The following is a 26076-nucleotide window of genomic DNA, read 5'->3' as shown; positions in this document are numbered from 1 at the left end:
ACGCCAAGGGCGTATACGACATTCGTAAATCTGAACTAGAGGAGGCGGCATAAATGGCAATTAACGTAATCGTAGCATCAGGAAATATCGGCAAGGATGCCGAGCAGCGCTGGACTCCTAACGGTAAGTGTATTGCGTCATTCTCCTTACCAGTAAAACAAGGCTACGGAGAGCATGAGAAAACATCATGGGTGCAATGCCGACTGTTTGGGCCCAAAGCTGAAAAGCTGCCTCAATACCTAACAAAAGGAACAAAGGTTACGGTAACTGGTGAGTTTGTTCTGGACGAATGGACGGATCAGCAGGGAAACAAGCGTACAGCACCAGTAATCATCCTCAACGATATCGACTTTGGCGCATCAGGTCAGCAAAGCAATCAGCGCCAGAAAACAAACGGCAATGGACGCCAGCAGCAAACACCGCCGCCTAATAACGAACCGCCGATGAATTTCGACGACGAGCCACCATTCTGATTTAACCCAACCATCACCGCAGCGCTATATCCAACATGGAAGGATTTGTGCTGCCTAAATTTCAGGTGACGTTATGACCTACGAAGAATTAACGCCTGACGAAAAACACTATTACAACCGATTAGACTCGTGGAGAAAGGAGCGATACCTAAATACTATTCCTATAGTCAGGGGAGCAATGGAAGCTGTAGATGCTGGGGATAAAGGATTGTCTCACCCACGGTTAATTAATTGGGAAGAAAAGCGGCTGGCATGGGAAAATCGCGTGATATTAGCCGAAGAGCAGCGGATCGCAGCGGAAGCCAATAGAGTTTATGCCAAAGTAGAAATTGACTCCTCTAAAGACGAACGCTTTAAGAATTACAGAGGGCGTTACGGTGCTGTCAGAAGCGACTAATCCCCAATATTGTGGGTTGTGCAGGATTTGAACATGCGACCGATGGATTAAGAGTCCACAGCTCTACCAACTGAGCTAACAATCCGTAGTGGCATCACATTTTGAGAATGGCAGCAATGATGCTCACGGCAGCGGCGACCATTAGACCAAGCCGGATGGTCATCTGCATGCCAAGTTTATCAAAACCGGCAGTCATATCCTTACGGACATCGGCTATCTGCGCGTCGGTCTTCTCGAAGCGGCCCAGCATCTGAGCTTCGTTCTTCTCGAAGCGAGCAATCATCTCTTTGCGCACGTATTCAAGGTCACGCTTGGTAGCAACATCAGCTACCTCGTGAGATTTACGCACGACGAGCGAGATCGCCTTGGCCTGCTCTCTCGAAATACCAGCCGTTTCAAGCTCTTCTGACGCCTGCAATGTATAGCCAAGCGACATTATTTTGATAACAGCCAGCTATGCTTCTTTGCCGCATATCAGGGCATAGGATGTAATCATTTTTAAGTCGGTTGGCTATATCAAATGCGACTTGGCCCATAGCGGATCCTCCTGTGTTAAGCCAAGTGTAAGCGATCTGACCGCCAATCTGCAAAATTTTACCCGTTAGCCCTCTGATAACCACATCCGTTTAATTATGGAGAAATTGTTATGTCGAAATTAGTTGTCATTGAAAATACCGTCGTCCGTCAAGATGCTTTCGGGCGTTACTGCCTGAATGATTTACATCGCGCAGCCGTTGCACAAGGTAGAGCGACTAAATAACAGAGACCTTCCGCTTTTTTCAAAAGCAAGGGGACTCGTAAGATAGCAAAATCGTTAGGTAATAACGCATTAAAGACAATGCATGGTGGCGTTGAATCAGGCATTTGGGTTGTACCTGCATTAGCTATTCGCTATGTCTATTGGCGGCTTTGTTGAATAAATCAGAATTAGCCGACAGGATGACTCCCTCTGCTACACCTGTTATCCTATCCTGACGCTGTGTGGCATACCCAACAACGTCATACGGTTCAGCGCTTTGACCATCGCTATGGCTTCACCTACTTGAGCCTCATAGTCACGCAGGCTCAGATGGCCACCCAGCAAAGTTTTTATGCGGAACATCGCTGTTTCTGCCACTGAACGCCGGTGATAACCCACTTTCTTTTTCCACATATCATTACTCCCGCTCAGACGCTGATTCGCCACCGCATGGTTACGTTCATGGTACTTGTCCGGCCAGTATTTGGCTCCGCTTCGCGGCGGGATAAGGGGCCTGATTTTCTTTCTTAGCAACGCATCGTGGCAGTAACGGGCGTCATAAGCACCGTCTGCTGACACTTCCCTGATTTTTCGGTGGGTTTGGTTAATCAGGCCCGGCAGTGCCTGCGCATCTGTCGTTCCGCTGAGCGATAAGTCGGCACAGATAATCTCATGCGTCGCACTGTCTGCTGCCAGATGAAGCTTGCGCCACACTCTTCGTCTGTCAGCCCCATGCTGCCTGACTTTCCATTCACCTTCGCCAAAGACCTTCAGACCGGTACTGTCGATGACCAGATGCGAGATTTCACCACGCGTTGGCGTTTTTATGCTGATACTGACGGTTTTTGCCCGCCGACTGACCAGAGAGTAGTCCGGGCAGCGCAGTGGCAGGCTCATCAGTGTAAAAACCGAGTCGACAAAGCCCTGTAATGCCCGGAGCGACAGGTTAAACACGCGCTTTATCATCAAAACCGTGGTAACAGCCATATCGGTGTAGTAAAGCGGCCGACCACGACCTTCAGGCGAAGCACTGTCAGTCCATGCAGCGATGGCGGACTCATCAAGCCAGACCGTCAGGGAGCCGCGTTGTCTGAGTGCTTTGTTGTAGGTGGGCCAGTTGGTGATTTTAAACTTTTGCTTTGCCATGGGGAGCTGCTATCGGGAGCGATGATAGTGCTTTGATCCGGCGATCCCCTGAAAGTTCGATTTATTCAACAAAGCCTCTATTGGCTTAAAAAAGAAACAATGATAGATAAAAATAGAGCCACAACAGCCTGCCGATTTACCGTCATGATGAACGAAACACCACTGAGTCACCTCTCCGGGGAGGTGATTTATGCATGAGTTCACCCCTCAGCTGCCTTTCGAGGGAGAATGGGGCATCAAGCCAGACTGTCAATGAACCGCGCTGCCTGAGAGCATTGTTGTAGACGGACCAGTTGGTGATTTTAAACGTTTGCTTTGCCATGGGAACCCTATGCTGAAATGACTGTAGTGATCAGATCCGCCAGTCACCTAAAAGTTCGATTTATTCAGCAAAGCCTATATTCAGTTGATTACCGGATTGTCTGTTGATTCGTTACACCAATATACTCAACGTACTTCTGAGATGCTCGGCAAGGCCACCAGATAAGCTTACTTCACCTGCCTTCTGCTGAATATGCAGATGCATCTTGAAGTACGTTGAGTATATAAGCTTCTGGTATAATCTAGGGATAAAATAAAAGGGATGCTTGCAATAGGCTATCAGTAAAAAATATCTCTGTGAGTAACGCGGTAATCCCTCGGTCAGTTTTTGGAGTTCGATAATTATGTCAGGAAGCGTCATGAAGATAAAATACTCTCTTGATATCTTTCTGTTGGTATTCCGCAGAGAGTCTGGGGTAATGATATTGCCGTTTGCTATTATGCTTCCAATGTTATTGATGTTTTTTTCTTTTGCAATTGATGGGGCGTATTTCCAGTCAACCCGTGCCCGATTGGCAGATGCGATGAATCAGGGGACATTAGCCATTGCGATAAACGATCGCTGCGATTACGTAGAGGATAAAGAATGTGCTGTTAAGCATGAAAATAAGGAAGCCAATAAAAAACTTCTGAGTCACTATTTGAATTATTATTTTCCCAACATAACTTTTACCGATAACGATCTGGACGTTATTGTCAATCTAAACCGTAACAATGCAAAAGAATTAACATCAATTGATTATAATGCAACAGGGATTGCGAAATTACATCCTATCTTCAAAAAATATAACGTAGTTGGATTTAGCGATGATGTCATCGTCCGTGCAGACAGTTCCGCCGGTACGGTAAGAAAATCGGTGAAAAATCACAATATTCCTACGGATTTCGTTTTTATTGTAGACGTTTCTTCCTCAATGGGCCGGAAGATTCGTGGGTCTTATAATAATAGTCCTAAATACGATATTTTAAAAAAGGCGGTAGTGAATATTTCCCAAACTATTTTTAATAATAACAAGAAAAATACCATTGGCATTGTTCCTTTTAATGTTGGTGTTCCTGTTAAATTGAGTAAAACAAATCTTTTTGGTGGAAAAGAAACAGGCTGTTCTTTTGCCGGGAAGCTCAAAAAACAGTATACGGAGTTCAGAAGTAAAAGTGTTGATTTCAATTTTTGGTATAACAAATATTTAGATGATAAAGTAAATAATATCAAAAAACAGGATGAGCTAATCACCTATTTTTATGAAAAAATCGTTGCAGATGGTTTGCATCTTACCATGCCGCAAATGGTTGATAAAAAATGGTGCACTACATATTCGGAGAAAAATATTCCTTTTTACAGCTGTGATGCTGATTCTCGTGCTAATTTGCGGGCGCATACTGATGAATATAATCTTCATTATGATCATGTTAAAAAATTAAACAAAATAGCAGATGAATATTTGAGTATTGTAAATTCTGAAACTATTGATTTCAATGAAGCTTTGAAGGATAAGAATTTGTTTTCTGACAGGTCGGTCACTACTTATACCTACTTTCCTCATCGTCCTCATCATGAGTATAAGACCATGTTTGATAACATGTGTTATGATTTTAACTATTTTAGATTTTATGGAAAAATAAGAAATACTATCTATTCACATGATCTGAATGATTTTGTTAAGGAAATGAAATATAGACAGTCGCCGCCCTCTTATTTAATTGAATTAACCTCTAATCCTGAAGTTATCTCTCAATTTGAGAAAATGAGTGTTATGGGAGGACAAACTGACACTATCACTGGTTTGCTGCGATCGCTACCTGTGATTGCGAAGGGTCATAATGCTAAAAAGGTCATTATCATGGTTACTGATGGGGATGATAGCCATAAGGGTCCGAAAAGTTTATCCATAAAGCTCCATAAGGATTACAAAATTTGTAAAAGAATAAAAGAGGGTTTATTAACTTATAATAAAATCTATAAGACAAACGAGGTAGATATCTTTTACATTTCATTGAGCTCCACAAAAGGCGATGATAGACATATTAAGTTTTGGAGAGAGTTCTGTGTTGGAGACGATAATGCTTTTGTTGCGAATGATTATCTAAGTCTGGTGAATATACTAACAAAAGTATATAAAAAAGAGAGAATAAACTTTATCGATAAAAGTCGTTTTTAATCGATAGGCTTCGTCCGTATTTGGGAGGGATATGAGAACAATTGTTATTGCGGATATACTCTATTATCGTTATAAAAGGGCTGAGCGAACTTTTTTATAAAAAATTCGACGGCAATCGGCTTTGTTGATGCTTTGTTGAATAAATCGAACTTTCAGGGGATCGCCGGATCAAAGCACTATCATCGCTCCCGATAGCAGCTCCCCATGGCAAAGCAAAAGTTTAAAATCACCAACTGGCCCACCTACAACAAAGCACTCAGACAACGCGGCTCCCTGACGGTCTGGCTTGATGAGTCGGCCATCGCTGCATGGACTGACAGTTCTTCGCCTGAAGGTCGTGGTCGGCCGCTTTACTACACCGATATGGCTGTTACCACGGTTTTGATGATAAAGCGCGTGTTTAACCTGTCGCTCCGGGCATTACAGGGCTTTGTCGACTCGGTTTTTACACTGATGAGCCTGCCACTGCGCTGCACGGACTACTCTCTGGTCAGTCGGCGGGCAAAAAGCCCCATTCCCAGTCGAAACGCAACAAAACGGTAGGGCATTATGCCGCCTGTAAGTGCGTTAAAAATACCTCATTTGGAGAACGATAACCCAGCGATTTTCTGCCTCGCGTATTGAGCAGGTGTTCGAGTGCTGCAACCTTGCGATGGGTGACATAATTGAAGTCCGTTCCCTTCGGGTAAAAACGCCGTATCAGCCCGTTGGTATGCTCATTCAACCCGCGTTCCCAGGAATGATATGGCCGGGCAAAGTAGACCGGTGCCCCCGTGACTTTTGTAATTTCCCCGTGCTGGGAAAATTCAGAACCGTTGTCAGCAGTCAGGGTTTTAAACTCGCAGAAGGTATTGGCAACGATGTCCCTGAAGGCCGCTACCACTGTCTCTGCTCGCTTGTTGGGCAGTTTGCGAATGATGACCAGCTTGACGGCTTTATCGACCACCGTCAGCAGGAATGATTTCTGATCTTTGCCAAAGATGGTGTCAATCTCGAAATGCCCGGGTTCCTGCTTGAGGTCAGCAACGGCCGGCCGCTGCTCAATGCCAACACGGTTGGGAATAGGACCGCGTTTGTTCTCATCGGTCTGATAGTTATACCGTTTACCCCGATGAGGGAGCTGCTGATACAGCTCACCGCCGGCCCGGCGCTCCTGCTGGATATAGCGATAGAGCGAGTTCTTGCTGACGGACAGGCCAAATTCCAGGACCAGGCGCCCACTGATGACCTCAGGTGAGGTGTGGGTAGACAGCGCCGTTCTGATAAAGTCCTGAATGTGCGGTTCAAGCTGGTTAATCACGCTGTCCGGCCGTGTTTTCTGCCGCCGCCCTCTGGCCAACGTTTCGGCCCTTCTGCAGGAATAGACCCCGTTGAAAGCGGCGTCGGTATTGCGTCTGAGTTCCCTGCTGATGGTAGAACGAGGAAGCTCCAGTTCCCGGGCGATGGTGGCCTGGTTAACCCCATCACCACGCCGCTTTTCGATGTAGAACCGTTCTTTGTGAGTCAGATGTTTTCCCTGCATGCAACGGGATCTCCAGTAGGGCCAGAACGGTGATTTTATCCGACTCTGGCCAGTGGGTCACTTTGTTGCGTTTCGAGTGGGAATGGGGCTTTGGCGAAGGTGAATGGAAAGTCAGGCAGCATGGGGCTGACAGACGAAGAGTGTGGCGCAAGCTTCATCTGGCAGCAGACAGTGCGACGCATGAGATTCTCTGTGCCGACTTATCGCTCAGCGGAACGACAGATGCGCAGGCACTGCCGGGCCTGATTAACCAAACCCACCGAAAAATCAGGGAAGTGTCAGCAGACGGTGCTTATGACGCCCGTTATAGCCAAGCGACTTAATTTTGATTACACCATATGGACTGAGAACAAACTCTCTGTATCGCAACCCATCTCTCTTTTTTTGCTTTTTGCTTGTGCCCATTTATGCTCAATTGGGTTAAGATCTGGCGAATATGTAGGCAAATACTCCACCATATACCCTGCATCGATGATGACTTGTTGAATATTATGTTTTTTGTGAAAAGTGGCATTGTCCATCATGATTACACTGTTTTTAGGGAGTACTGGGATAAGGACTTGTGTGACCCAGGCATAGAAAACATCGCTGTTAATATTGATATCAAATAATCCGATAGCAAACAGCGTTGTGCCTAATAAAGCGCCGATAACATTTGTTCTTCCCCTAGCTCCCCAGTTCTTCAGGCCAAAACACCGTTGACCTTTTGGGGAATAGCCGTGAGTCCGTGGGGTATCGTGTGAAAAACCACTTTCATCAATAAAAACAATAGGTTTACCTTCTTTTTCATACTGTTGTTTTTTTTGTTGAAATCCCTGCCGGGCGTTTTCGTCGGCTTTCGGATGACGTAGAGTTTTTTTTATAGGTCAATCCCAGCTTTTTAAGCGCTTGCCAAATGGCCTTCTGACAAACGCCAAAACGCTCTGCACGTTCTTTTTGGTAAGCATCTGGATATTGTTCAACATCTTTTATCAACTCGGATTTATCGATCTTTCGCTGACGCGTGGTCGATGCTTTTGACTCTATTTGATTAATCCAACGCGATACAGAGGCAGGGCCAATCCGAAATTGCTTCGCTGTTTCTCGGATACTCAACCCTTCGTTTTTCCGTGTAGATATCACTTTACGTCTAAAATCAATTGAATAGCTCATTTAAATAATGTAATCAAAATTAAGTCGTTTAGCTATACTGCCACGATGCGTTGCTAAGAAAGAAAATCAGGCCCCTTATCCCGCCGCGAAGCGGAGCCAAATACTGGCCGGACAAGTACCATGAACGTAACCATGCGGTGGCGAATCAGCGTCTGAGCGGGAGTAATGATATGTGGAAAAAGAAAGTGGGTTATCACCGGCGTTCAGTGGCAGAAACAGCGATGTTCCGCATAAAAACTTTGCTGGGTGGCCATCTGAGCCTGCGTGACTATGAGGCTCAAGTAGGTGAAGCCATAGCGATGGTCAAAGCGCTGAACCGTATGACGTTGTTGGGTATGCCACACAGCGTCAGGATAGGATAACAGGTGTAGCAGAGGGAGTCATCCTGTCGGCTAATTCTGATTTATTCAACAAAGCCCTTTGTTGAATAAATCGAACTTTCAGGGGATCGCCGGATCAGAGCACTATCATCGCTCCCGATAGCAGCTCCCCATGGCAAAGCAAAAGTTTAAAATCACCAACTGGCCCACCTACAACAAAGCACTCAGACAACGCGGCTCCCTGACGGTCTGGCTTGATGAGTCCGCCATCGCTGCATGGACTGACAGTGCTTCGCCTGAAGGTCGTGGTCGGCCGCTTTACTACACCGATATGGCTGTTACCACGGTTTTGATGATAAAGCGCGTGTTTAACCTGTCGCTCCGGGCATTACAGGGCTTTGTCGACTCGGTTTTTACACTGATGAGCCTGCCACTGCGCTGCCCGGACTACTCTCTGGTCAGTCGGCGGGCAAAAACCGTCAGTATCAGCATAAAAACGCCAACGCGTGGTGAAATCTCGCATCTGGTCATCGACAGTACCGGTCTGAAGGTCTTTGGCGAAGGTGGATGGAAAGTCAGGCAGCATGGGGCTGACAGACGAAGAGTGTGGCGCAAGCTTCATCTGGCAGCAGACAGTGCGACGCATGAGATTATCTGTGCCGACTTATCGCTCAGCGGAACGACAGATGCGCAGGCACTGCCGGGCCTGATTAACCAAACCCACCGGAAAATCAGGTAAGTGTCAGCAGACGGTGCTTATGACGCCCGTTACTGCCACGATGCGTTGCTGAGAAAGAAAATCAGGCCCCTTATCCCGCCGCGAAGCGGAGCGAAATACTGGCCGGACAAGTACTATGAGGCTTTGTTGAATAATTTAAGATACTGATTTATATAAGCATTATAAAATTTCAACGACTAATTTTTCCTCTCGGAAGGCTTTGTTGAATAATTTAACCGTTTGATTTACATCTTCTTTAGTTAGAATGCATTTACAGAGAATGTATTTTGTTAGAACGACAAATCAAATAGTTAGCACAATAAAAAGCATTCCGAGAGGGCTTTGTTGAATAAATCAGAATTAGCCGACAGGATGACTCCCTCTGCTACACCTGTTATCCTATCCTGACGATGTGTGGCATACCCAACAACGTCATACGGTTCAGCGCTTTGACCATCGCTATGGCTTCACCTACTTGAGCCTCATAGTCACGCAGGCTCAGATGGCCACCCAGCAAAGTTTTTATGCGGAACATCGCTGTTTCTGCCACTGAACGCCGGTGATAACCCACTTTCTTTTTCCACATATCATTACTCCCGCTCAGACGCTGATTCGCCACCGCATGGTTACGTTCATGGTACTTGTCCGGCCAGTATTTGGCTCCGCTTCGCGGCGGGATAAGGGGCCTGATTTTCTTTCTTAGCAACGCATCGTGGCAGTAACGGGCGTCATAAGCACCGTCTGCTGACACTTCCCTGATTTTTCGGTGGGTTTGGTTAATCAGGCCCGGCAGTGCCTGCGCATCTGTCGTTCCGCTGAGCGATAAGTCGGCACAGATAATCTCATGCGTCGCACTGTCTGCTGCCAGATGAAGCTTGCGCCACACTCTTCGTCTGTCAGCCCCATGCTGCCTGACTTTCCATTCACCTTCGCCAAAGACCTTCAGACCGGTACTGTCGATGACCAGATGCGAGATTTCACCACGCGTTGGCGTTTTTATGCTGATACTGACGGTTGTTGCCCGCCGACTGACCAGAGAGTAGTCCGGGCAGCGCAGTGGCAGGCTCATCAGTGTAAAAACCGAGTCGACAAAGCCCTGTAATGCCCGGAGCGACAGGTTAAACACGCGCTTTATCATCAAAACCGTGGTAACAGCCATATCGGTGTAGTAAAGCGGCCAACCACGACCTTCAGGCGAAGAACTGTCAGTCCATGCAGCGATGGCCGACTCATCAAGCCAGACCGTCAGGGAGCCGCGTTGTCTGAGTGCTTTGTTGTAGGTGGGCCAGTTGGTGATTTTAAACTTTTGCTTTGCCATGGGGAGCTGCTATCGGGAGCGATGATAGTGCTTTGATCCGGCGATCCCCTGAAAGTTCGATTTATTCAACAAAGCCCATCCGTATTACAGTTGAACACGCCATCGCGGGTATCAAGCGCCTCGGTTGCATGACCCAAATTTTACGGAATCGTAGACCCTTTATTGATGATACCTTCTTACTCCTTAGCGCCGGTCTTTGGAATTTCCATCTCAGAACAGCGTAAAATTTACTTCAATCACCGAAACACCCTTATTTCACTATTAAGCAACACGCTTATTGAGTGGCCTTGCACGGTCACAAACTTGGCGATATGCCCGTTGTACACCGGATAGCCACCAGCGTTGATTACGATTGGCTGGGCTACGGGTACGTGGCTTCCATCATCGTTTTCGAGATAGACCGTAATCTGGTTGCTGGGAATAGTCAGATCTGTGTCGATGGCTCCAATTTAAATCTTACCGTTGACGTTAGCCTTGAAAGCGCGGGCTAGCGTGAAGTTTTGAGATGGCATGGGCTTTGTTGAATAATTTAACCGTTTGATTTACATCTTCTTTAGTTAGAATGCATTTACAGAGAATGTATTTTGTTAGAACGACAAATCAAATAGTTAGCACAATAAAAAGCATTCCGAGAGGAAAAATTAGTCGTTGAAATTTTATAATGCTTATATAAATCAGTATCTTAAATTATTCAACAAAGCCGATGGCATGCTGATTACAACATTGAGCGTTATTGCCATTGTTATTTCTCCGGGCGTGAGTAGTCCCCACAGAGCGTGTCTGCGGTAATTGTTTAGGAATCAGTGATGTAGTATCACGGCGGTCTTATTGTGGATATAAACAGTTGATCATAAGATGCAGATCCACTTGTTTAGGTGAGGCGTCGAAAATGGGAAGATATGACCCACAATTCAATTTGCGTTTGCCATACGAGTTAAAAGAAAAGGTTACGCAGCGTGCCAAGATGAACGGACGCTCTTTAAATGCTGAATTGATACAGATAGTTCAAGATGCCATGGCTCAGCCATCGCCGATATCAGGCTATCGTGACGAGGCTGAGCGACTGGCTAGCATCCATGCAGAAGAGTTCAAGAAAATTGTTTTTGAAACACTAAAATCCATGTACAAGAATGACTTACATGAACCATTCGGAGATAAATGATCTAGGTCAAATTATCCACAAGCAGTTCACCACACTGAGCCTTGTGTTTTACAGAAATATATGATTTAGCGGTTGCTTACTCGTTCGCTTTCGTTCACACTTGTATTACCTGATAGGTAATCGATTCACGTGCGCAAGAAAAAGGACTCCTGATCACTCTGGAGGACATATGCAAACAGCAACTAAGAACGCAACAATGCCATACATGATCCCGGAAGCAGACTTTGACAGAAAGCTAAGTGTTGTCAGAAACAACATCGAGCACACCCATGCTTTCCTGCAAAAAGGTGTAGTGGACTTCTCACTGCCTGGCTTTGTTGTGCCTTTTGGTTATCGCTTGGTTAAGTCTCGCAACGATGAGCATTACCGTTTAGTTACTGGTGCTCAGGATCCAGAAACTGTCTATGCAGTTAAGCTTGTTTTTCGTCATGACATCATAGATGCGAAAAAAACATGCACGCAGATACTGGTATGGAGAACTATTCAAGCCCAGCACGATAATGCTGTTCGAGGATTGCCACAAGTTTTCTTCCAGTTCTTCCTGGAGAGCTACTCAATAGTCGTATCTGATGAAGAGCAAACCATTGAAGGTCGTCGCTTTTGGGAAAGAATGATATCGTGGGCCATGTCTACTACTGGCTATCACGTATACGTATCAGATGGTACGCAAGAGTCTCGCCCATTGACGTTTATGACTTCTTGGGATGACTTTTATACTACATGGGCTGAATTCTGTTGGGGTAATGACAAAGACTGTCATAGCCACCGTCTATTAGTGATAAGCAAGGATAGACTTCACTAACCAATCAAACTAAACCCGGTACGCCGGGTTTTCTTTTACCCCTACCCACCACTGCTACCCTGACTAAGGAGGTTGGGATGAAGTACGTTATTGCGGCGCACTTCAGTAGTAATATTGATGTATTAGTCGCGACTTGATCTGACACATGACCTTGAAAGGTTGAGAGTTACCGGTTTTGATATGGGTGTCTAATCCTTAAACAAAACGCGAGGTAACTCTCATGCTTCATACTAACAATCACATCATCAAACACAAAGCCGGCCTGCTCAATCTCGCCGAAGAACTTGGTAACGTATCAAAAGCCTGTAAGATCATGGGCGTGTCGCGCGACACGTTTTACCGTTATCAGGAACTGGCTGCTGAAGGTGGCATCGATGCACTGGTTAACCAGAACCGCCGGGTTCCCAACCTGAAGAACCGCGCCGACGAAGCCACTGAACGCGCGGTTGTTGAATATGCCGTTGAGTTCCCGGCCCACGGGCAGCACCGGACCAGTAATGAGCTGCGTAAAAAAGGCGTATTTATCTCCGGCAGCGGCGTGCGGTCCATCTGGCAACGGCACGATCTGGAGAACTTCCGTAAACGCCTGAAGGCGCTTGAGGAAAAAGTTGCCAGAGAAGGCATCGTGCTTACCGATGTCCAAATCGCAGCGCTGGAGAAAAAGACGCATGATGATGAGGCCAGCGGCGAAATCGAGACGGCTCATCCGGGTTATCTCGGGTCGCAGGACACCTTCTACGTTGGCAATCTGAAAGGGGTGGGCCGTATCTACCAGCAGACGTTCGTGGATACGTACTCGAAAGTGGCACACTGCAAGCTTTATACGAGTAAAACGCCGATCACTGCCGCCGACCTGCTATAGCCAAGCGACATTATTTTGATAACAGCCAGCTATGCTTCTTTGCCGCATATCAGGGCATAGGATGTAATCATTTTTAAGTCGGTTGGCTATAAATGATCGCGTACTGTAGTGGCATACTGAATTTGGCCACCTAAGTAGAGGTGATATGCTTACCTCATAATTTTTATAGGTGCCAAAATGAGTAAAATAATTACTGCTGAATTTAAATGTGAAACCGCCAAATTAGTCCTTGTCCAAAATTATACCTACCAGGAAGCCGCGAAAGCCATGAACGTCAGTCTTTCAGCGATTAGCCGGTGGGTAAGAGCCCTTCGTTTAGAACGTCAAGGGAAAACATCGCCTGGTCTGCCATTAACACCTGAACAAATTGAGTTCAGAGAAATGAAGAAAAAAATCCACCGACTGGAAATGGAGAATGCCATCTTAAAAAAGGCTACTGCGCTCTTAATGTCCGACTCACTGAAAAATTCTCGGTAGTTGAAAAGCTAAGAGCGCTTTATCCAGTGAAAGCGTTGTGTCGTATTTTTAATGTTCACCGAAGCAGTTATCGCTATTGGTGTCGACCTAAGGAGCCAGATATTGAGCGAACTATAAAACGTAGCCTGGTCAGCGAAGCTTGGAACGTTAGTGGCGGGTCTGCGGGCGCAAGGACTATCGCCACGATGGTTACCAATACACACGACGTGAAACTTGGGCGGTGGTTAGCGGGTAAGTTGATGAAAGAATTAACCCTCGTTAGTTGCCAAACAAGAAAACATCAATACAACCGCGGTGGAAATGAATGTATTGATATTCCAAATCTGCTCAATAGGCAGTTCGCTGTTACCAAGCCTGACCAGGTTTGGTGCGGCGATGTAACCTATATTTGGACAGGCGACCGATGGGCGTATCTGGCGGTGGTATTAGATTTATTTGCCCGAAAACCCGTGGGTTGGGCAATAAGCGTGTTGCTTAATAGTGAAATAAGGGTGTTTCGGTGATTGAAGTAAATTTTACGCTGTTCTGAGATGGAAATTCCAAAGACCGGCGCTAAGGAGTAAGAAGGTATCATCAATAAAGGGTCTACGATTCCGTAAAATTTGGGTCATGCAACCGAGGCGCTTGATACCCGCGATGGCGTGTTCAACTGTAATACGGATGCCCGAGATTATTTTATTTTCTTGTTTTTGTTCAGGCGATAAAGGTCTTTTTCGAGTTCCTTGAGTCTGTAAAGAATTTTGTGTAAATGGCTCCATTGCTTAACCGGAGATTCGTTCTCCATACATCAACATGAATTGGCTCATAGCAGGTTTCCAGTCTCTGATTGGCAAGGTCCATTTAGCAGAGATATTATGCAAGGCTAGATAGAGTAATTTTATCACCGAGTCATCCGTTGGAAATATTCGTCGCGTTTTCGTTATCTTGCGCAATGAAGCATTTAACGACTCTATCGCGTTGGTGGTGTAGATAACCTTGCGGATCTCCGGCGGAAAGTCAAAAATGACGATGAGACGTTCCCAATTATTTCTCCACGACGGGCTGATCGTCGGGAACTGTTCATCCCATTTGGCCGCGAAGGCATCCAGGGCCTCTTCAGCGCCCTCTAGCGTTGCGGAACTATAGATGGTGCGCAGGTCAGCAGCAACGGCCTTACGCTCTTTCCAGCCGACGTAGCGCAGCGAGTTCCGCACCTGATGCACAATGCAGAGCTGTACCCGCGTATGCGGGTAAACAGCTTCAATGGCATCAGGAAAGCCTTTCAGGCCATCGCAGCAGGCGACGAAGATGTCCTTTAGCCCACGATTTTTCAGTTCTGTCATCACAGATAACCAGAACTTGGCCCCCTCAGTTTTGGCTATCCATAGCCCCAGCAGCTCTTTTTCGCCCTGGCCGTTGACGCCGAGGGCCAGATAAACAGACTTGTTGGCCACGGCTCCGCCGTCCTGGCTTTTGACAACAATACAGTCAAGGTAAACAATGGGATAAAGCGCATCCAGCGGCCGTTGCTGCCAGCGCTTAACTTCATCCATCACAGCATTGGTCACTTGAGAAATGAAGCCAGCGGAAACATCGACCCCGTAGACTTCTTTAAAGTGTGCCTGAATATCACGGGTTGATAACCCTCTGGAATAGAGAGAAATAATGCGGTCATCGAAGCCGTTAAGCTGTTTTTCGTGCTTACCGATCAGTGTCGGCTCGAAGGTACTGTTGCGGTCGCGCGGAATATCGAGCTCGATCTCCCCATTTTGGCTACGTACGCTCTTGGATGTCTTGCCATTGCGTGAGTTGCCTGAATGATTACCAGCCGGGTCATGCTTAGCATACCCAAGGTGCATCTCCATCTCAGCTTCAAGAACCCGTTCCGCCAGTCTTTTAGTCAGCACCTTGAGTAGGCCTGATTCACCCAGCAGATCCTGAGGGGAGTGACAATCTTGAAGCAGTTGGTCAATAAGTTCGTTGCTGATAGGCATTTTGTTATCCTTTGAAGGTTTTCCTCAAAATGCCATTTACACAGATTATTTTACAGTCTCAGTTCCTTTTTTTGGGATTTGTGTATTAGGATGCTGTTTATCTATACCTTGAAAACCGGTATCTGCCCAGATGGTTACCTCAGGAGGAATATGGCGAATTATATCGACTTTATCTAGTAAGCGTTTATCGTGACGGCGCCCATTTTTGCTCATGGGGATAAATCCAATTTGCCTTGTTTCGTCAGTCATAATAAGCCCTTTTCGAGTGGTCTGTCTTTTCTTTCCCGAATACATTTTTTTTCGCCGACGCAGATTCTTAGGCTTTTGGACAGGTCGCTCTGTCCCATCAATAAAGACGTCTTTAACTCCAGGAAAGGCGCGAAAAAATTCCTCAGCAGAGCGAATTTGACGAGCGGGCAAAACACATTCTCGCCCCAAGGTCATCTCTAAAACCGGCAATAATATTTTTACCCAGCGACATACCCGTATTCTATCTAAACCAAAAAGAAGTCCTTGCAAATCATAGGTCGGATAACATTTTAAATACAATAAAATAAAAAGCAGTTTATCTAATGGGGTTGGGATAAATCCTTTCTGCCCTGCACCCATCTGCCGCTCGTGATCTTTTCGATTCTTTTTCCGATAAATCAAATAACAAGCTGAAAATTCAGCGGCTAAATTTTTCAATTCTTCGACTGATAATCCAATGATTGCTTTACATAAACGATTATCTCGTAACAACCGCTCTTTGTTGATCATTTCAAACCTTTATTCTCTAAGTTAAACCTCTTTTTATTCTCAATAGCCTGACAAAAAATGCAAGTCTCTATTCAGCAACTAGTTTAATGTCGTTTTCGCCAGATTCAGAATTAACAGCCAAAGCACTACAAATGGCTTGGGAACTGCGTGGGCATCCCAAACAAGTCATGTTTCATAGTGACCAAGGAAGCCATTACACCAGTCGTCAGTATAGGCAGGCATTGTGGCGTTATCAGATGACCCAAAGTATGAGTCGCAGAGGAAATTGTTGGGATAATAGTCCGATGGAGCGATTCTTCCGTAGTCTGAAGACTGAATGGGTGCCAACGACTGGCTACCAAAGCTTTAGTACTGCTCAATCATCCATTATTCGCTACATAACCCATTATTATAGCGATGTCAGACGGCTTTGTTGAATAATTTAACCGTTTGATTTACATCTTCTTTAGTTAGAATGCATTTACAGAGAATGTATTTTGTTAGAACGACAAATCAAATAGTTAGCACAATAAAAAGCATTCCGAGAGGAAAAATTAGTCGTTGAAATTTTATAATGCTTATATAAATCAGTATCTTAAATTATTCAACAAAGCCATGTCAGACCTCACTGGTATAACGGTGGGTTAACACCAAATGAATCAGAACGGCTGTTCCATCAACAGTCAGGTAGGGTGGCCAAATTTAGTTGACCACTACACTTTTAGCCATAATGATAGACGTTGTAGCAGCATAAACGACCTGAGAGAGACTTATGTACAAAATAACGGCAACTATCAAAAAGCACGGTGGGATGGATGTCAGTGGCTACGGTTCTCTGAGGTGAAACTCACCATGTCAGAATGCGAAAAACTGATCTTTAAGCCTAAGGAGGCAGGTATAGCTAAACGACTTAATTTTGATTACATTATTTAAATGAGCTATTCAATTGATTTTAGACGTAAAGTGATATCTACACGGAAAAACGAAGGGTTGAGTATCCGAGAAACAGCGAAGCAATTTCGGATTGGCCCTGCCTCTGTATCGCGTTGGATTAATCAAATAGAGTCAAAAGCATCGACCACGCGTCAGCGAAAGATCGATAAATCCGAGTTGATAAAAGATGTTGAACAATATCCAGATGCTTACCAAAAAGAACGTGCAGAGCGTTTTGGCGTTTGTCAGAAGGCCATTTGGCAAGCGCTTAAAAAGCTGGGATTGACCTATAAAAAAAACTCTACGTCATCCGAAAGCCGACGAAAACGCCCGGCAGGGATTTCAACAAAAAAAACAACAGTATGAAAAAGAAGGTAAACCTATTGTTTTTATTGATGAAAGTGGTTTTTCACACGATGCCCCACGGACTCACGGCTATTCCCCAAAAGGTCAACGGTGTTTTGGCCTGAAGAACTGGGGAGCTAGGGGAAGAACAAATGTTATCGGCGCTTTATTAGGCACAACGCTGTTTGCTATCGGATTATTTGATATCAATATTAACAGCGATGTTTTCTATGCCTGGGTCACACAAGTCCTTATCCCAGTACTCCCTAAAAACAGTGTAATCATGATGGACAATGCCACTTTTCACAAAAAACATAATATTCAACAAGTCATCATCGATGCAGGGTATATGGTGGAGTATTTGCCTACATATTCGCCGGATCTTAACCCAATTGAGCATAAATGGGCACAAGCAAAAAGCAAAAAAAGAGAGATGGGTTGCGATACAGAGAGTTTGTTCTCAGTCCATATGGTGTAATCAAAATTAAGTCGCTTGGCTATACCGAGCAATGCACCGCCCACCATGGCAAGGGTGAGTGAGCCTAACCCCATGCGGGCAACCGAAGGGAGCGCTGCCAACTGCAGAAAGCCGACGGTCATAAGGGCAATAAAAAGCAGGCCAGGCAGCTTGCGAAAAAGCGGGTGGATAGATTTATCACCTTGAATTATAAAAAGAGATGCCATTGTTATACCTGTTTGAAGTCGAGCTAACCTGGTACACAGCCTATGATGAGTGGCGATAAAAGAGAAATTGACTATATGCTTATAACCTATTGCTATTTCCGATAAGGGCGAACGATGCACATCACGTTGAGACAACTTGAAGTTTTTGCTGAGGTCCTGAAAAGCGGATCGACTACACAAGCGTCCGTTATGCTAGCCCTTTCTCAGTCTGCCGTGAGCGCAGCGTTATCGGATTTAGAAGCGCAACTGGGTGTTCAACTGTTCGATCGCGTCGGTAAGCGCTTGGTGGTGAATGAGCACGGGCGATTGCTTTATCCCAAAGCGTTGGCCATTTTGGAACAGTCGCTGGAGATAGAAAAAATGTTCCAGCAAGACAATGGCGCATTACGCGTGTTCGCCAGCAGCACCATTGGTAATTATCTGTTGCCTGCCATGATAGCGCGCTATCGGCGTGATTATCCCTCGATCCCTTTTGAGCTGCACGTGGGCAACACCCAGGACGTGGTGACGGCGGTGGCGGAATTCAGCGTGGATCTCGGTTTCATCGAGGGGCCTTGTCATCACCCGGATTTAGTGACACAACCCTGGCTGGAGGATGAGCTTGTGGTTTTTTGCGCCCCTGATAATCCCCTCGCGCAGCAGATACTTACCGTCCCTATACTGGCGGAAGCGCCGTGGATCTTGCGTGAACGCGGCTCAGGCACGCGGGAAATTCTGGATCACCAACTCTTGGCACAATTGCCTCACTTCAAACTGGTGATGGAATTGGGGAACTCCGAGGCCATCAAGCATGCGGTGCGTCACGGTATAGGTATCAGTTGTCTGTCGCGTCGGGTGATTGCCGATCAGCTTGCCGCGGGGTCGCTGGTGGCGTTGCAACTGGATCAACCCCACTTGGTGCGTACACTTTATCTGGTGCACCACAGACAAAAACACCTTTCCAATGTGTTGCAACACTTTCTGGAATACTGTCAGCCAGCAAAGTAGGGTTGCCTGCGGCCATTCGACTTTCTTATTGCTAATGATGGCGCGGCAGTTATGAAGCTCTCTTATAACTCGATAATGATAGCGATTCTGTAGAAAACGATTTGCTACAATGCCGCCTCATTTTAGACAGAGCGCAGGATATTATGGCTCAGCAAGAATTACATAGCACATCTCAGGGCGCGCCTACGCTGCGCCGTGAGCTTAAAGCGCGGCATCTCACCATGATTGCAATTGGCGGATCCATCGGCACCGGGCTGTTTGTCGCTTCAGGCGCGACCATTTCGCAGGCCGGACCCGGTGGGGCGCTGCTCTCTTATGCGCTTATCGGGTTGATGGTCTACTTTTTGATGACCAGCCTGGGTGAACTGGCAGCGTTTATGCCTGTTTCAGGATCGTTTTCCACGTACGGTGCCAAATACGTAGAAGAGGGCTTCGGCTTCGCACTCGGATGGAACTACTGGTATAACTGGGCGGTGACGATAGCCGTCGACCTGGTGGCGGCGCAGTTGGTGATGGGCTACTGGTTCCCTGAAGTTTCCGGCTGGATTTGGAGTGCCCTGTTTTTAGTCTTGATGTTTCTGCTTAACTACATCTCGGTAAAAGGGTTTGGTGAGGCAGAGTATTGGTTCTCACTGATCAAAGTGGTCACCGTCGTGGTCTTTATCGCCGTTGGCGTGCTGATGATCGTCGGTATTCTGCGCGGCGCGGAGAACGCAGGCTGGCACAACTGGCAAATTGGCGATGCGCCTTTTTCTGGTGGTTTCTCGGCGATGATTGGCGTGGCGATGATTGTCGGTTTCTCCTTTCAGGGCACTGAACTGATCGGCGTAGCGGCGGGTGAATCAAAAGATCCTGCGCAAAATATTCCACGCGCTATTCGCCAGGTGTTCTGGCGTATATTGCTGTTTTATGTGTTTGCCATCCTGATTATCAGCCTGATTATTCCTTATACCGACCCCAACTTGCTGCGTAATGATGTGAAAGATATTACGGTCAGCCCGTTTACACTGGTGTTCCAGAATGCCGGACTGCTGTCGGCGGCAGCGGTGATGAATGCGGTGATCCTGACGGCAGTGCTCTCTGCGGGTAACTCCGGAATGTATGCTTCCACGCGTATGCTCTTTACCTTGGCGCAGGAAGGCAAAGCGCCTCGGATGTTCGCCAAACTCTCCAAAGGCGGTGTGCCGCGCAATGCGCTGTATGCCACTACCGTTGTGGCGGGGCTCTGTTTCCTGACCTCAATGTTTGGTAACCAAACGGTGTATCTCTGGCTGTTGAATACCTCCGGCATGACCGGTTTTATCGCCTGGCTGGGGATTGCGATTAGCCATTATCGTTTCCGCCGTGGCTATGTGCAGCACGGGTTGGATCTTAACGCGCTGCCGTACCGTTCAGGATTCTTCCCGCTTGGGCCTATCTTCGCATTCGTGCTTTGCCTGCTGATCACTCTGGGGCAAAACTATCAGGCATTTTTGCAGGATAACATCGACTGGTATGGCGTCACCGCAACCTATATTGGCATTCCATTATTTTTGCTGATTTGGTTCGGTTATAAGCTGTCTCGCGGGACGCGTATTGTGAAATATGAAGACATGACCTTTCCTGATTTTCATAAATAACGGTTAAGCATGTGATTCGATTGCGCCATGGGTAATCAGATTACCCATGGCATTTTTTATGAAAATACATTTCTATTGAATAATAGGTTTACAGCGTTAATTCGAAACGCGTAAAAAAATTTCTTCGCTTATGTCGTAATTCAGTATATCCACCGTGCTTTTCTATCATATTGTATAAGCGTGCTGATAAATAGTTTACCAAGGTAATTATCTGGCGCGTATCCATCATAATTTCAGTCAAAAAATGCCTTCCGTTGGTATCATCCATAACAATGAATGTTAATAAATTCAATTTAATTTTCAGTTAATTTGATGTGCGAATTAACATTATCACTGGTCGTTGATAACAATACCCGCTATTCAGGTAAAGTAAAAAAAGTGTCGAATAACAATAAAGCGTGGCAACATGAAAAAAATTAACCTTCAGTGCATAAAAAACAGTATTCATTGTCGTTTTTAATGTTTGTTATTATCATCAAATAAATCACAACACTAACTCTCGGGGCTGACATCATGTTGAAAATTACTTTCCTGGATAAAGGGGCATTGCCTGAAACCATTTTCTGGAAAAAGCATTTTTTTCGCAGACCGCAATGTCAACACGAATGGATCGAATATAGCTATACGCCACCGGAACTGGTGGTGGAGCGTGCGCAAGGGTGTGAGGTGATAATCACCAATAAAGTGGTGCTGACGCGTGAGATTCTGCAAGTGTTGCAGTCGCTAAAACTGATCGCGGTTACTGCAACCGGCGTGAACAATATCGATGTCGTTGCTGCGCAGGAACTGGGGATCGCTGTGCGCAATGTTCCTGCTTATTCGACGCAATCGGTCGCGGAACACGTGATCGCCATGATATTTTCTCTCAAGCATAGTCTGATGGGCTGGTATCGCGATCAGCTCAGCGATCGCTGGGCCGCGCAAAATCAGTTTTGCTATTTCGATCACCCGGTAAAAGATATCGCGGGGTCAACGCTCGGTATCATCGGTTCTGGGACGATAGGGCAAGAGGTCGCTCGGTTGGCCAGTGCGGTGGGCATGAAAGTGCAGTTTGCAGAACGACGCGGTGCGGTGCAATGTCGGCCCGGTTATTTGCCGTTTGAACAAGTGATGCAAACGTCCGATGTTATCTCGCTGCATTGCCCGCTGACTGCGGATACCCAAGGTTTGATCAATGCGCAGACGCTGGCACTGTGTAAGCCGTCGGCGTTTATCATCAATACGGCGCGCGGGGCGTTGGTGGATGAATCGGCACTGTTGTCGGTACTGTTGCAGCATCGCATTGCAGGGGCTGCGTTGGATGGATTGGCACAGGAGCCTCCGTCGTTGGATAACCCGTTAATGAAAGCGGCGAAAACCATGCCAAACCTGTTGATTACCCCGCATATTGCCGCCCCATTCCCACTCGAAACGCAACAAAACGGTAGAGGCTTATGCCACCAGTAAGTGCGTTAAAAATACCTCATTGGGGGAACGATAGCCCAGCGATTTTCTGCCCCTTGTATTGAGTATGTGTTCGAGTTCGGCAATCTTACGATGACTGACCTGACTGAAGTCTGTTCCCTTTGGGTAAAAACGTCGTATCAGCCCGTTGGTGTGCTCATTCAAGCCCCTCTCCCAGGAGTGATAAGGATGGGCAAAGTAGACCTGCGCCCCTGTGATTTGAGTAATTTGCTCGTGCAGAGCGAATTCAGGGCCGTTATCAGCTGTTAGGGTCTTAAACTTGCAAAAGGTATTAGCTTCAATGTCCCTGAAAGCAGCAACCACAGTCTCCGTACGCTTATTAGGCAGTTTGCGAATGATGAATTTTTTCAATGCTTTATCTACGATTCTTAACAAGAATGACTTCTGGTCTTTGCCAAAATAGTGTCAATTTCGAAGTGGCCAGGCTCCTGTTTAAGCTCGGCTTGAGCTGGGCGATACTCAATACCAACACGGTTGGGAATAGGGCCTGATTTGAGGTTTTCGGCATTGTACCTGTAACGTTTTCCCCGATGAGGAAGTTGCTGATATAGCTCCCCGCCAGCCTGTCTCTCCTGCAGGATATAGCGATATAGCGTATTCTTGCTGACAGATATACCGAATTCCAGGTGCAAACGGCCACTGATGATTTCAGGTGAAGAGTGAGTGGAAAGCGCCTGCCTGATGAAGTTTTGAATGTGTGGCTCCAACGGGTAAAAAGCATTAAGCGTGTTGCTTAATAGTGAAATAAGGGTGTTTCGGTGATTGAAGTAAATTTTACGCTGTTCTGAGATGGAAATTCCAAAGACCGGCGCTAAGGAGTAAGAAGGTATCATCAATAAAGGGTCTACGATTCCGTAAAATTTGGGTCATGCAACCGAGGCGCTTGATACCCGCGATGGCGTGTTCAACTGTAATACGGATGCCCGAGATTATTTTATTTTCTTGTTTTTGTTCAGGCGATAAAGGTCTTTTTCGAGTTCCTTTTTTTGGAATTTGTGTATTAGGATGCTGTTTATCTATACCTTGAAAACCGGTATCTGCCCAGATGGTTACCTCAGGAGGAATATGGCGAATTATATCGACTTTATCGAGTAAGCGTTTATCGTGACGGCGCCCATTTTTGCTCATGGGGATAAATCCAATTTGCCTTGTTTCGTCAGTCATAATAAGCCCTTTTCGAGTGGTCTGTCTTTTCTTTCCCGAATACATTTTTTTTCGCCGACGCAGATTCTTAGGCTTTTGGACAGGTCGCTCTGTCCCATCAATAAAGACGTCTTTAACTCCAGGAAAGGCGCGAAAAAATTCCTCAGCAGAGCGAATTTGACGAGCGGGCAAAACACATTCTCGCCCCAAGGTCATCTCTAAAACCGGCAATAATATTTTTACCCAGCGACATACCCGTGTTCTATCTAAACCAAAAAGAAGTCCTTGCAAATCATAGGTCGGATAACATTTTAAATACAATAAAATAAAAAGCAGTTTATCTAATGGGGTTGGGATAAATCCTTTCTGCCCTGCACCCATCTGCCGCTCGTGATCTTTTCGATTCTTTTTCCGATAAATCAAATAACAAGCTGAAAATTCAGCGGCTAAATTTTTCAATTCTTCGACTGATAATCCAATGATTGCTTTACATAAACGATTATCTCGTAACAACCGCTCTTTGTTGATCATTTCAAACCTTTATTCTCTAAGTTAAACCTCTTTTTATTCTCAATAGCCTGACAAAAAATGCAAGTCTCTATTCAGCAACTAGTTTATTGTTTGGCAGAGGCTTATGACGGCGTTCCCGGGCCAGAGTGTCCGCCCTTCTACAGCAGTAGACACCATTGAAAGTAGGGTCGGTATTGCGTCTGAGTTCCCTGCTGATGGTCGAGCGAGGCAGAGCAAGCTCTCTGGCGATGGTAGCTTGGTTGACACCTTCACCACGCCGCTTTTCGATGTAGAACCGTTCTTTCTTAGTCAGATGTCAATACCGATTGAATTCTGACCCACCCTGCCAAAGTAAAACTGACCCACCCCCTTTGAATTACTCGAGCGTAGCTGCTTTAGTTTTCTTCTGGATCTGACCGCTTTTCAGCTTATCTTTCAGTCGATAGCTTTGACCGCTGATTTGCGCGATATGCGCATGGTGAAGCAGCCGATCCAGCATCGCCGCCGTCAGCGTTTCATCATCTCCGAATGTCCCCGACCACTGGGTAAACGGCAGGTTGCTGGTCAGGACCACGCTGCCTGACTCATACCGTTTAGCGATAACCTGGAAGAACAGATTGGCTTCCATTTTACCGAAGGGAAGGTAGCCAACCTCATCTATGATCAACAACTTAGGCTTACCCACAACGCGATTAAGATAGCTTTTTAACTCCCCCTGACGATGTGATGCGAGCAGCTGTAGCATCAGATCTGCGGCTGTGACGAACCGAATACTCATTCCGGCCATCGCGGCTCTGTAGCCGAGTGCTGTCGCCAGGTGCGTTTTACCTACCCCGGACGGACCCAGCAAGACCAGGCTCTCCTGACGCTCGATAAACGCCAGCCCGGCCAACTCCTGGATCTGACTGCGAGATACGCCACTCGCAAAGGCGAAATCAAACTGCTCCAGCGTCTTGATCACCGGTAGGCCTGATAAACGCAAAATAGTCTGCCGGCGCCGTTCGTTCAGCCCATCATGCTGAAGCTGTAAAGCAGCTTCAAGGAAGTCTGCATGAGTGCCGTTGCTGTCGATCGTCGTCTGAGCAACGGCGGGCCACTCAGCCGGTAATCTATCGAGCTTAAGCTGCTCGCAGAGCGCTGCGATACGATCATGCTGGAGGTTCATGCTTCTACCTCCAGTAGCGCCTGATACGTAGCCAACGGGTGCTGGAGACTCTCTGTAGGTATGGGGCGCGAGCAACTCGCCGGTACCGGTGGAGGCAATGCCAGTGTTATCTTCGGCAATGGCAACAACGCAGCCCGCTCACGCGGCATGCGTTGTTCAGGCGGAATACCGGTGGTGCCATGTTTACGGGTGTTGGCAACGGTGATCAACCACTCACCAATGCGTGCATTAGCCGCGGGGACGTCCAGTATCAGCCCAGCCTGGCGAAACGTGGCGGCAAGCGGCACAACAAAGCTGTTCTTGAGGTAATGGTTGAAGCGTTCGACCTTGCCCTTAGTCTTGGCGCGGTAGGGACGGCAAACTTTAGGCGTAAAGGCATACTTCTCAGCCAGTTGCATCAACTGTGGGTTCCAGCGATGCTTGCCGGGCCCGTAGACATCACGCTCAATAATGATGGCCTTGGCGTTGTCGAACAGCAACTGATGCGGAGTTCCGCCAAAGAACTTAAGTGCAGACTCAATGCCGTCACACCAGGCTGCAGACTCCTGGTTGCTGTAGAACTTGACGAAAGTCGCCCGGCTCCAGCCCAGCGTAGCGACGAAGGCCAGCAACGGGTTATGGCCCTGCCTGACGATGGTGAAATCAACCTGCATCTGTACGCCGGGTTCGGTCTCAAAGCGCGTGACCGCCTCAGTAACGGGCTGCTTCATGGGGTGTAGAAATGCGGTAAGCATGCTATAGCCGCCATCATATCCCCGTTGGCCTATCTCGCGCAGCAGCACACTGGCCGGTATCCACTGTGGTCTGGCAGCAGCAACGCGCTCGAGAACATACGGCTTGAACGGGTCAAGCTTGCATGTTCTAGGCATACGCGGCTTGTATAGCCAACCGACTTAAAAATGATTACATCCTGTGCCCTGATATGCGGCAAAGAAGCATAGCTGGCT

25 protein-coding genes, 1 tRNA gene and 10 pseudogenes are annotated in these 26076 nt (G+C 46.7%); 19 read left to right on the top strand and 17 right to left on the bottom strand.

Features of this window, described 5'->3' with window-relative positions; translation table 11 throughout:
* Positions 1–53 precede the first annotated feature (53 nt).
* Together ACQGXV_RS27230 and ACQGXV_RS27225 are read left to right on the top strand one after the other, a co-directional pair.
* The gene (locus ACQGXV_RS27230) at positions 54–473 is read left to right on the top strand and encodes a single-stranded DNA-binding protein (RefSeq protein WP_440863757.1); all 420 of its coding nucleotides are present in this window, start codon (positions 54–56) and stop codon (positions 471–473) included.
* Positions 474–546: 73 nt separating this feature from the next.
* On the top strand, positions 547–870 hold the full coding sequence (locus ACQGXV_RS27225; RefSeq protein WP_440863756.1) for a hypothetical protein: 324 nt from the start codon (positions 547–549) through the stop codon (positions 868–870).
* Positions 871–882: 12 nt separating this feature from the next.
* Here ACQGXV_RS27225 and ACQGXV_RS27220 read toward each other — a convergent pair.
* The 4 genes from ACQGXV_RS27220 to ACQGXV_RS27205 all read right to left on the bottom strand — a co-directional run bounded on the left by ACQGXV_RS27220 (position 883) and on the right by ACQGXV_RS27205 (position 2755).
* Positions 883–955, bottom strand: a tRNA-Lys gene (locus ACQGXV_RS27220).
* 9 nt (positions 956–964) lie between these two features.
* The gene (locus ACQGXV_RS27215) at positions 965–1306 is read right to left on the bottom strand and encodes a DUF1640 domain-containing protein (protein ID WP_440863755.1); all 342 of its coding nucleotides are present in this window, start codon (positions 1304–1306) and stop codon (positions 965–967) included.
* On the bottom strand, positions 1266–1406 hold the full coding sequence (locus ACQGXV_RS27210) for a hypothetical protein (protein WP_440863754.1): 141 nt from the start codon (positions 1404–1406) through the stop codon (positions 1266–1268). Before ACQGXV_RS27210 ends, ACQGXV_RS27215 begins: the two co-directional genes overlap by 41 nt.
* 425 nt (positions 1407–1831) lie before the next feature.
* On the bottom strand, positions 1832–2755 hold the full coding sequence (locus ACQGXV_RS27205) for an IS5 family transposase (RefSeq protein WP_440863224.1): 924 nt from the start codon (positions 2753–2755) through the stop codon (positions 1832–1834).
* 680 nt (positions 2756–3435) lie between these two features.
* Between ACQGXV_RS27205 and ACQGXV_RS27200 the strand changes: the two genes are divergently transcribed.
* Together ACQGXV_RS27200 and ACQGXV_RS27195 are read left to right on the top strand one after the other, a co-directional pair.
* Entirely contained in the window at positions 3436–5235 is a 1800-nt protein-coding gene (locus ACQGXV_RS27200) for a pilus assembly protein (RefSeq protein WP_440863753.1), read from the top strand.
* 204 nt (positions 5236–5439) lie between these two features.
* A pseudogene (locus ACQGXV_RS27195) lies at positions 5440–5745 on the top strand (transposase); the annotation flags it as partial.
* Between the two features lie 37 nt (positions 5746–5782).
* Here the strand turns inward: ACQGXV_RS27195 and ACQGXV_RS27190 are convergent.
* Positions 5783–6757, bottom strand: a complete 975-nt coding sequence (locus tag ACQGXV_RS27190) for an IS30 family transposase (RefSeq protein WP_440862690.1) — start codon at positions 6755–6757, stop codon at positions 5783–5785.
* An 89-nt stretch (positions 6758–6846) separates the two neighbouring features.
* On the opposite strand from ACQGXV_RS27190, the pseudogene ACQGXV_RS27185 reads away from it, so the two are divergent.
* Positions 6847–7065 (top strand): annotated as a pseudogene (locus tag ACQGXV_RS27185) (transposase); the annotation flags it as partial.
* Between the two features lie 21 nt (positions 7066–7086).
* On the opposite strand, the gene ACQGXV_RS27180 reads toward ACQGXV_RS27185, so the two are convergent.
* Positions 7087–7620: an IS630 family transposase gene (locus ACQGXV_RS27180; protein WP_440867179.1), complete on the bottom strand. Its 534-nt coding sequence runs from the start codon at positions 7618–7620 to the stop codon at positions 7087–7089.
* Positions 7544–7909, bottom strand: a complete 366-nt coding sequence (locus ACQGXV_RS27175) for an IS630 transposase-related protein (protein WP_440862584.1) — start codon at positions 7907–7909, stop codon at positions 7544–7546. Before ACQGXV_RS27175 ends, ACQGXV_RS27180 begins: the two co-directional genes overlap by 77 nt.
* Before the next feature lie 35 nt (positions 7910–7944).
* On the opposite strand from ACQGXV_RS27175, the pseudogene ACQGXV_RS27170 reads away from it, so the two are divergent.
* Positions 7945–8271: pseudogene (locus ACQGXV_RS27170) on the top strand (transposase); the annotation flags it as partial.
* A gap of 130 nt (positions 8272–8401) precedes the next feature.
* Positions 8402–9088 (top strand): annotated as a pseudogene (locus ACQGXV_RS27165) (IS5 family transposase); the annotation flags it as partial.
* Positions 9089–9341: 253 nt separating this feature from the next.
* On the opposite strand, the gene ACQGXV_RS27160 reads toward ACQGXV_RS27165, so the two are convergent.
* On the bottom strand, positions 9342–10265 hold the full coding sequence (locus ACQGXV_RS27160; protein WP_440863752.1) for an IS5 family transposase: 924 nt from the start codon (positions 10263–10265) through the stop codon (positions 9342–9344).
* Positions 10266–10297: 32 nt separating this feature from the next.
* Here ACQGXV_RS27160 and ACQGXV_RS27155 point away from each other — a divergent pair, with 32 nt between their 5' ends.
* Positions 10298–10489, top strand: coding sequence for a hypothetical protein (locus ACQGXV_RS27155; RefSeq protein WP_440863751.1), 192 nt, complete (start codon positions 10298–10300; stop codon positions 10487–10489).
* 45 nt (positions 10490–10534) lie between these two features.
* Here ACQGXV_RS27155 and ACQGXV_RS27150 read toward each other — a convergent pair.
* Positions 10535–10777 (bottom strand): annotated as a pseudogene (locus ACQGXV_RS27150) (phage tailspike protein); the annotation flags it as partial.
* A gap of 377 nt (positions 10778–11154) precedes the next feature.
* Here ACQGXV_RS27150 and ACQGXV_RS27145 point away from each other — a divergent pair.
* The 4 genes and pseudogenes from ACQGXV_RS27145 to ACQGXV_RS27130 form a co-directional block, all read left to right on the top strand.
* A complete protein-coding gene (locus ACQGXV_RS27145; RefSeq protein ID WP_440863750.1) occupies positions 11155–11427 on the top strand; it encodes an Arc family DNA-binding protein in 273 nt (90 codons plus the stop codon).
* 169 nt (positions 11428–11596) lie between these two features.
* Positions 11597–12229, top strand: a complete 633-nt coding sequence (locus tag ACQGXV_RS27140) for a hypothetical protein (RefSeq protein WP_440863749.1) — start codon at positions 11597–11599, stop codon at positions 12227–12229.
* A 220-nt stretch (positions 12230–12449) separates the two neighbouring features.
* A pseudogene (locus ACQGXV_RS27135) lies at positions 12450–13088 on the top strand (helix-turn-helix domain-containing protein); the annotation flags it as partial.
* A 180-nt stretch (positions 13089–13268) separates the two neighbouring features.
* Positions 13269–14056 (top strand): annotated as a pseudogene (locus ACQGXV_RS27130) (IS3 family transposase); the annotation flags it as partial.
* A 27-nt stretch (positions 14057–14083) separates the two neighbouring features.
* Here ACQGXV_RS27130 and ACQGXV_RS27125 read toward each other — a convergent pair.
* The 3 genes from ACQGXV_RS27125 to ACQGXV_RS27115 are packed head-to-tail and all read right to left on the bottom strand — an operon-like array spanning position 14084 to position 16300.
* Positions 14084–14326 (bottom strand): transposase family protein, encoded by a 243-nt coding sequence (locus ACQGXV_RS27125; protein WP_440863748.1) that lies wholly within the window; start codon positions 14324–14326, stop codon positions 14084–14086.
* 3 nt (positions 14327–14329) lie between these two features.
* Complete coding sequence (locus ACQGXV_RS27120; protein ID WP_440862551.1) at positions 14330–15541, bottom strand: IS256 family transposase; 1212 nt, start codon at positions 15539–15541, stop codon at positions 14330–14332.
* Positions 15542–15586: 45 nt separating this feature from the next.
* Positions 15587–16300 (bottom strand): transposase family protein, encoded by a 714-nt coding sequence (locus ACQGXV_RS27115; protein ID WP_440863747.1) that lies wholly within the window; start codon positions 16298–16300, stop codon positions 15587–15589.
* Between the two features lie 86 nt (positions 16301–16386).
* Between ACQGXV_RS27115 and ACQGXV_RS27110 the strand changes: the two are divergent.
* The 7 genes and pseudogenes from ACQGXV_RS27110 to ACQGXV_RS27080 all read left to right on the top strand — a co-directional run.
* A pseudogene (locus ACQGXV_RS27110) lies at positions 16387–16704 on the top strand (DDE-type integrase/transposase/recombinase); the annotation flags it as partial.
* 229 nt (positions 16705–16933) lie between these two features.
* A complete protein-coding gene (locus tag ACQGXV_RS27105; protein WP_440863746.1) occupies positions 16934–17212 on the top strand; it encodes a DUF1187 family protein in 279 nt (92 codons plus the stop codon).
* The gene (locus tag ACQGXV_RS27100) at positions 17213–17578 is read left to right on the top strand and encodes an IS630 transposase-related protein (RefSeq protein ID WP_440862584.1); all 366 of its coding nucleotides are present in this window, start codon (positions 17213–17215) and stop codon (positions 17576–17578) included.
* Entirely contained in the window at positions 17502–18035 is a 534-nt protein-coding gene (locus ACQGXV_RS27095) for an IS630 family transposase (RefSeq protein ID WP_440862665.1), read from the top strand. Before ACQGXV_RS27100 ends, ACQGXV_RS27095 begins: the two co-directional genes overlap by 77 nt.
* Positions 18036–18355: 320 nt before the next feature.
* The gene (yieE, locus tag ACQGXV_RS27090; RefSeq protein WP_440863745.1) at positions 18356–19228 is read left to right on the top strand and encodes a DNA-binding transcriptional regulator YeiE; all 873 of its coding nucleotides are present in this window, start codon (positions 18356–18358) and stop codon (positions 19226–19228) included.
* A 143-nt stretch (positions 19229–19371) separates the two neighbouring features.
* Positions 19372–20847, top strand: coding sequence for an amino acid permease (locus ACQGXV_RS27085; protein ID WP_440863744.1), 1476 nt, complete (start codon positions 19372–19374; stop codon positions 20845–20847).
* Between the two features lie 513 nt (positions 20848–21360).
* A complete protein-coding gene (locus ACQGXV_RS27080; protein WP_440863743.1) occupies positions 21361–22293 on the top strand; it encodes an NAD(P)-dependent oxidoreductase in 933 nt (310 codons plus the stop codon).
* On the opposite strand, the pseudogene ACQGXV_RS27075 reads toward ACQGXV_RS27080, so the two are convergent.
* The 5 genes and pseudogenes from ACQGXV_RS27075 to istA all read right to left on the bottom strand — a co-directional run.
* Positions 22279–23144: pseudogene (locus ACQGXV_RS27075) on the bottom strand (IS30 family transposase). The gene ACQGXV_RS27080 and the pseudogene ACQGXV_RS27075 overlap by 15 nt on opposite strands.
* Positions 23086–23985: a transposase family protein gene (locus tag ACQGXV_RS27070; RefSeq protein WP_440862939.1), complete on the bottom strand. Its 900-nt coding sequence runs from the start codon at positions 23983–23985 to the stop codon at positions 23086–23088. The pseudogene ACQGXV_RS27075 and the gene ACQGXV_RS27070 overlap by 59 nt, the downstream one beginning before the upstream one ends.
* A gap of 67 nt (positions 23986–24052) precedes the next feature.
* On the bottom strand, positions 24053–24277 hold the full coding sequence (locus tag ACQGXV_RS27065) for a helix-turn-helix domain-containing protein (protein ID WP_440867634.1): 225 nt from the start codon (positions 24275–24277) through the stop codon (positions 24053–24055).
* 63 nt (positions 24278–24340) lie between these two features.
* Complete coding sequence (gene istB, locus ACQGXV_RS27060; protein ID WP_440863742.1) at positions 24341–25129, bottom strand: IS21-like element helper ATPase IstB; 789 nt, start codon at positions 25127–25129, stop codon at positions 24341–24343.
* Positions 25126–26010 (bottom strand): annotated as a pseudogene (gene istA, locus ACQGXV_RS27055) (IS21 family transposase); the annotation flags it as partial. The pseudogene istA and the gene istB, both read right to left, overlap by 4 nt.
* Positions 26011–26076 lie beyond the last annotated feature (66 nt).

Origin of the sequence: Symbiopectobacterium purcellii (assembly GCF_052050035.1) — a bacterium.
GTDB lineage: Bacteria > Pseudomonadota > Gammaproteobacteria > Enterobacterales > Enterobacteriaceae > Symbiopectobacterium > Symbiopectobacterium purcellii_A.
The sequence above is the reverse complement of the archived record's forward strand: the minus strand, read 5'-3'. Positions and strand labels throughout refer to the sequence as shown.

Bases quoted from the DNA above. Each gene is read 5' to 3' on its own strand.
- ACQGXV_RS27080 (WP_440863743.1), top strand. From the start codon at position 21,361: ATGTTGAAAATTACTTTCCTGGATAAAGGGGCATTGCCTGAAACCATT.
- ACQGXV_RS27070 (WP_440862939.1), bottom strand. From the start codon at position 23,985: ATGATCAACAAAGAGCGGTTGTTACGAGATAATCGTTTATGTAAAGCA.
- yieE (WP_440863745.1), top strand. From the start codon at position 18,356: ATGCACATCACGTTGAGACAACTTGAAGTTTTTGCTGAGGTCCTGAAA.
- ACQGXV_RS27200 (WP_440863753.1), top strand. From the start codon at position 3,436: ATGAAGATAAAATACTCTCTTGATATCTTTCTGTTGGTATTCCGCAGA.
- ACQGXV_RS27215 (WP_440863755.1), bottom strand. From the start codon at position 1,306: ATGTCGCTTGGCTATACATTGCAGGCGTCAGAAGAGCTTGAAACGGCT.
- ACQGXV_RS27120 (WP_440862551.1), bottom strand. From the start codon at position 15,541: ATGCCTATCAGCAACGAACTTATTGACCAACTGCTTCAAGATTGTCAC.
- ACQGXV_RS27190 (WP_440862690.1), bottom strand. From the start codon at position 6,757: ATGCAGGGAAAACATCTGACTCACAAAGAACGGTTCTACATCGAAAAG.
- istB (WP_440863742.1), bottom strand. From the start codon at position 25,129: ATGAACCTCCAGCATGATCGTATCGCAGCGCTCTGCGAGCAGCTTAAG.
- ACQGXV_RS27085 (WP_440863744.1), top strand. From the start codon at position 19,372: ATGGCTCAGCAAGAATTACATAGCACATCTCAGGGCGCGCCTACGCTG.
- ACQGXV_RS27125 (WP_440863748.1), bottom strand. From the start codon at position 14,326: ATGGAGCCATTTACACAAAATTCTTTACAGACTCAAGGAACTCGAAAA.
- ACQGXV_RS27140 (WP_440863749.1), top strand. From the start codon at position 11,597: ATGCAAACAGCAACTAAGAACGCAACAATGCCATACATGATCCCGGAA.
- ACQGXV_RS27145 (WP_440863750.1), top strand. From the start codon at position 11,155: ATGGGAAGATATGACCCACAATTCAATTTGCGTTTGCCATACGAGTTA.
- ACQGXV_RS27230 (WP_440863757.1), top strand. From the start codon at position 54: ATGGCAATTAACGTAATCGTAGCATCAGGAAATATCGGCAAGGATGCC.
- ACQGXV_RS27100 (WP_440862584.1), top strand. From the start codon at position 17,213: ATGAGCTATTCAATTGATTTTAGACGTAAAGTGATATCTACACGGAAA.
- ACQGXV_RS27210 (WP_440863754.1), bottom strand. From the start codon at position 1,406: ATGGGCCAAGTCGCATTTGATATAGCCAACCGACTTAAAAATGATTAC.
- ACQGXV_RS27115 (WP_440863747.1), bottom strand. From the start codon at position 16,300: ATGATCAACAAAGAGCGGTTGTTACGAGATAATCGTTTATGTAAAGCA.
- ACQGXV_RS27105 (WP_440863746.1), top strand. From the start codon at position 16,934: ATGAATCAGAACGGCTGTTCCATCAACAGTCAGGTAGGGTGGCCAAAT.
- ACQGXV_RS27175 (WP_440862584.1), bottom strand. From the start codon at position 7,909: ATGAGCTATTCAATTGATTTTAGACGTAAAGTGATATCTACACGGAAA.
- ACQGXV_RS27160 (WP_440863752.1), bottom strand. From the start codon at position 10,265: ATGGCAAAGCAAAAGTTTAAAATCACCAACTGGCCCACCTACAACAAA.
- ACQGXV_RS27225 (WP_440863756.1), top strand. From the start codon at position 547: ATGACCTACGAAGAATTAACGCCTGACGAAAAACACTATTACAACCGA.
- ACQGXV_RS27205 (WP_440863224.1), bottom strand. From the start codon at position 2,755: ATGGCAAAGCAAAAGTTTAAAATCACCAACTGGCCCACCTACAACAAA.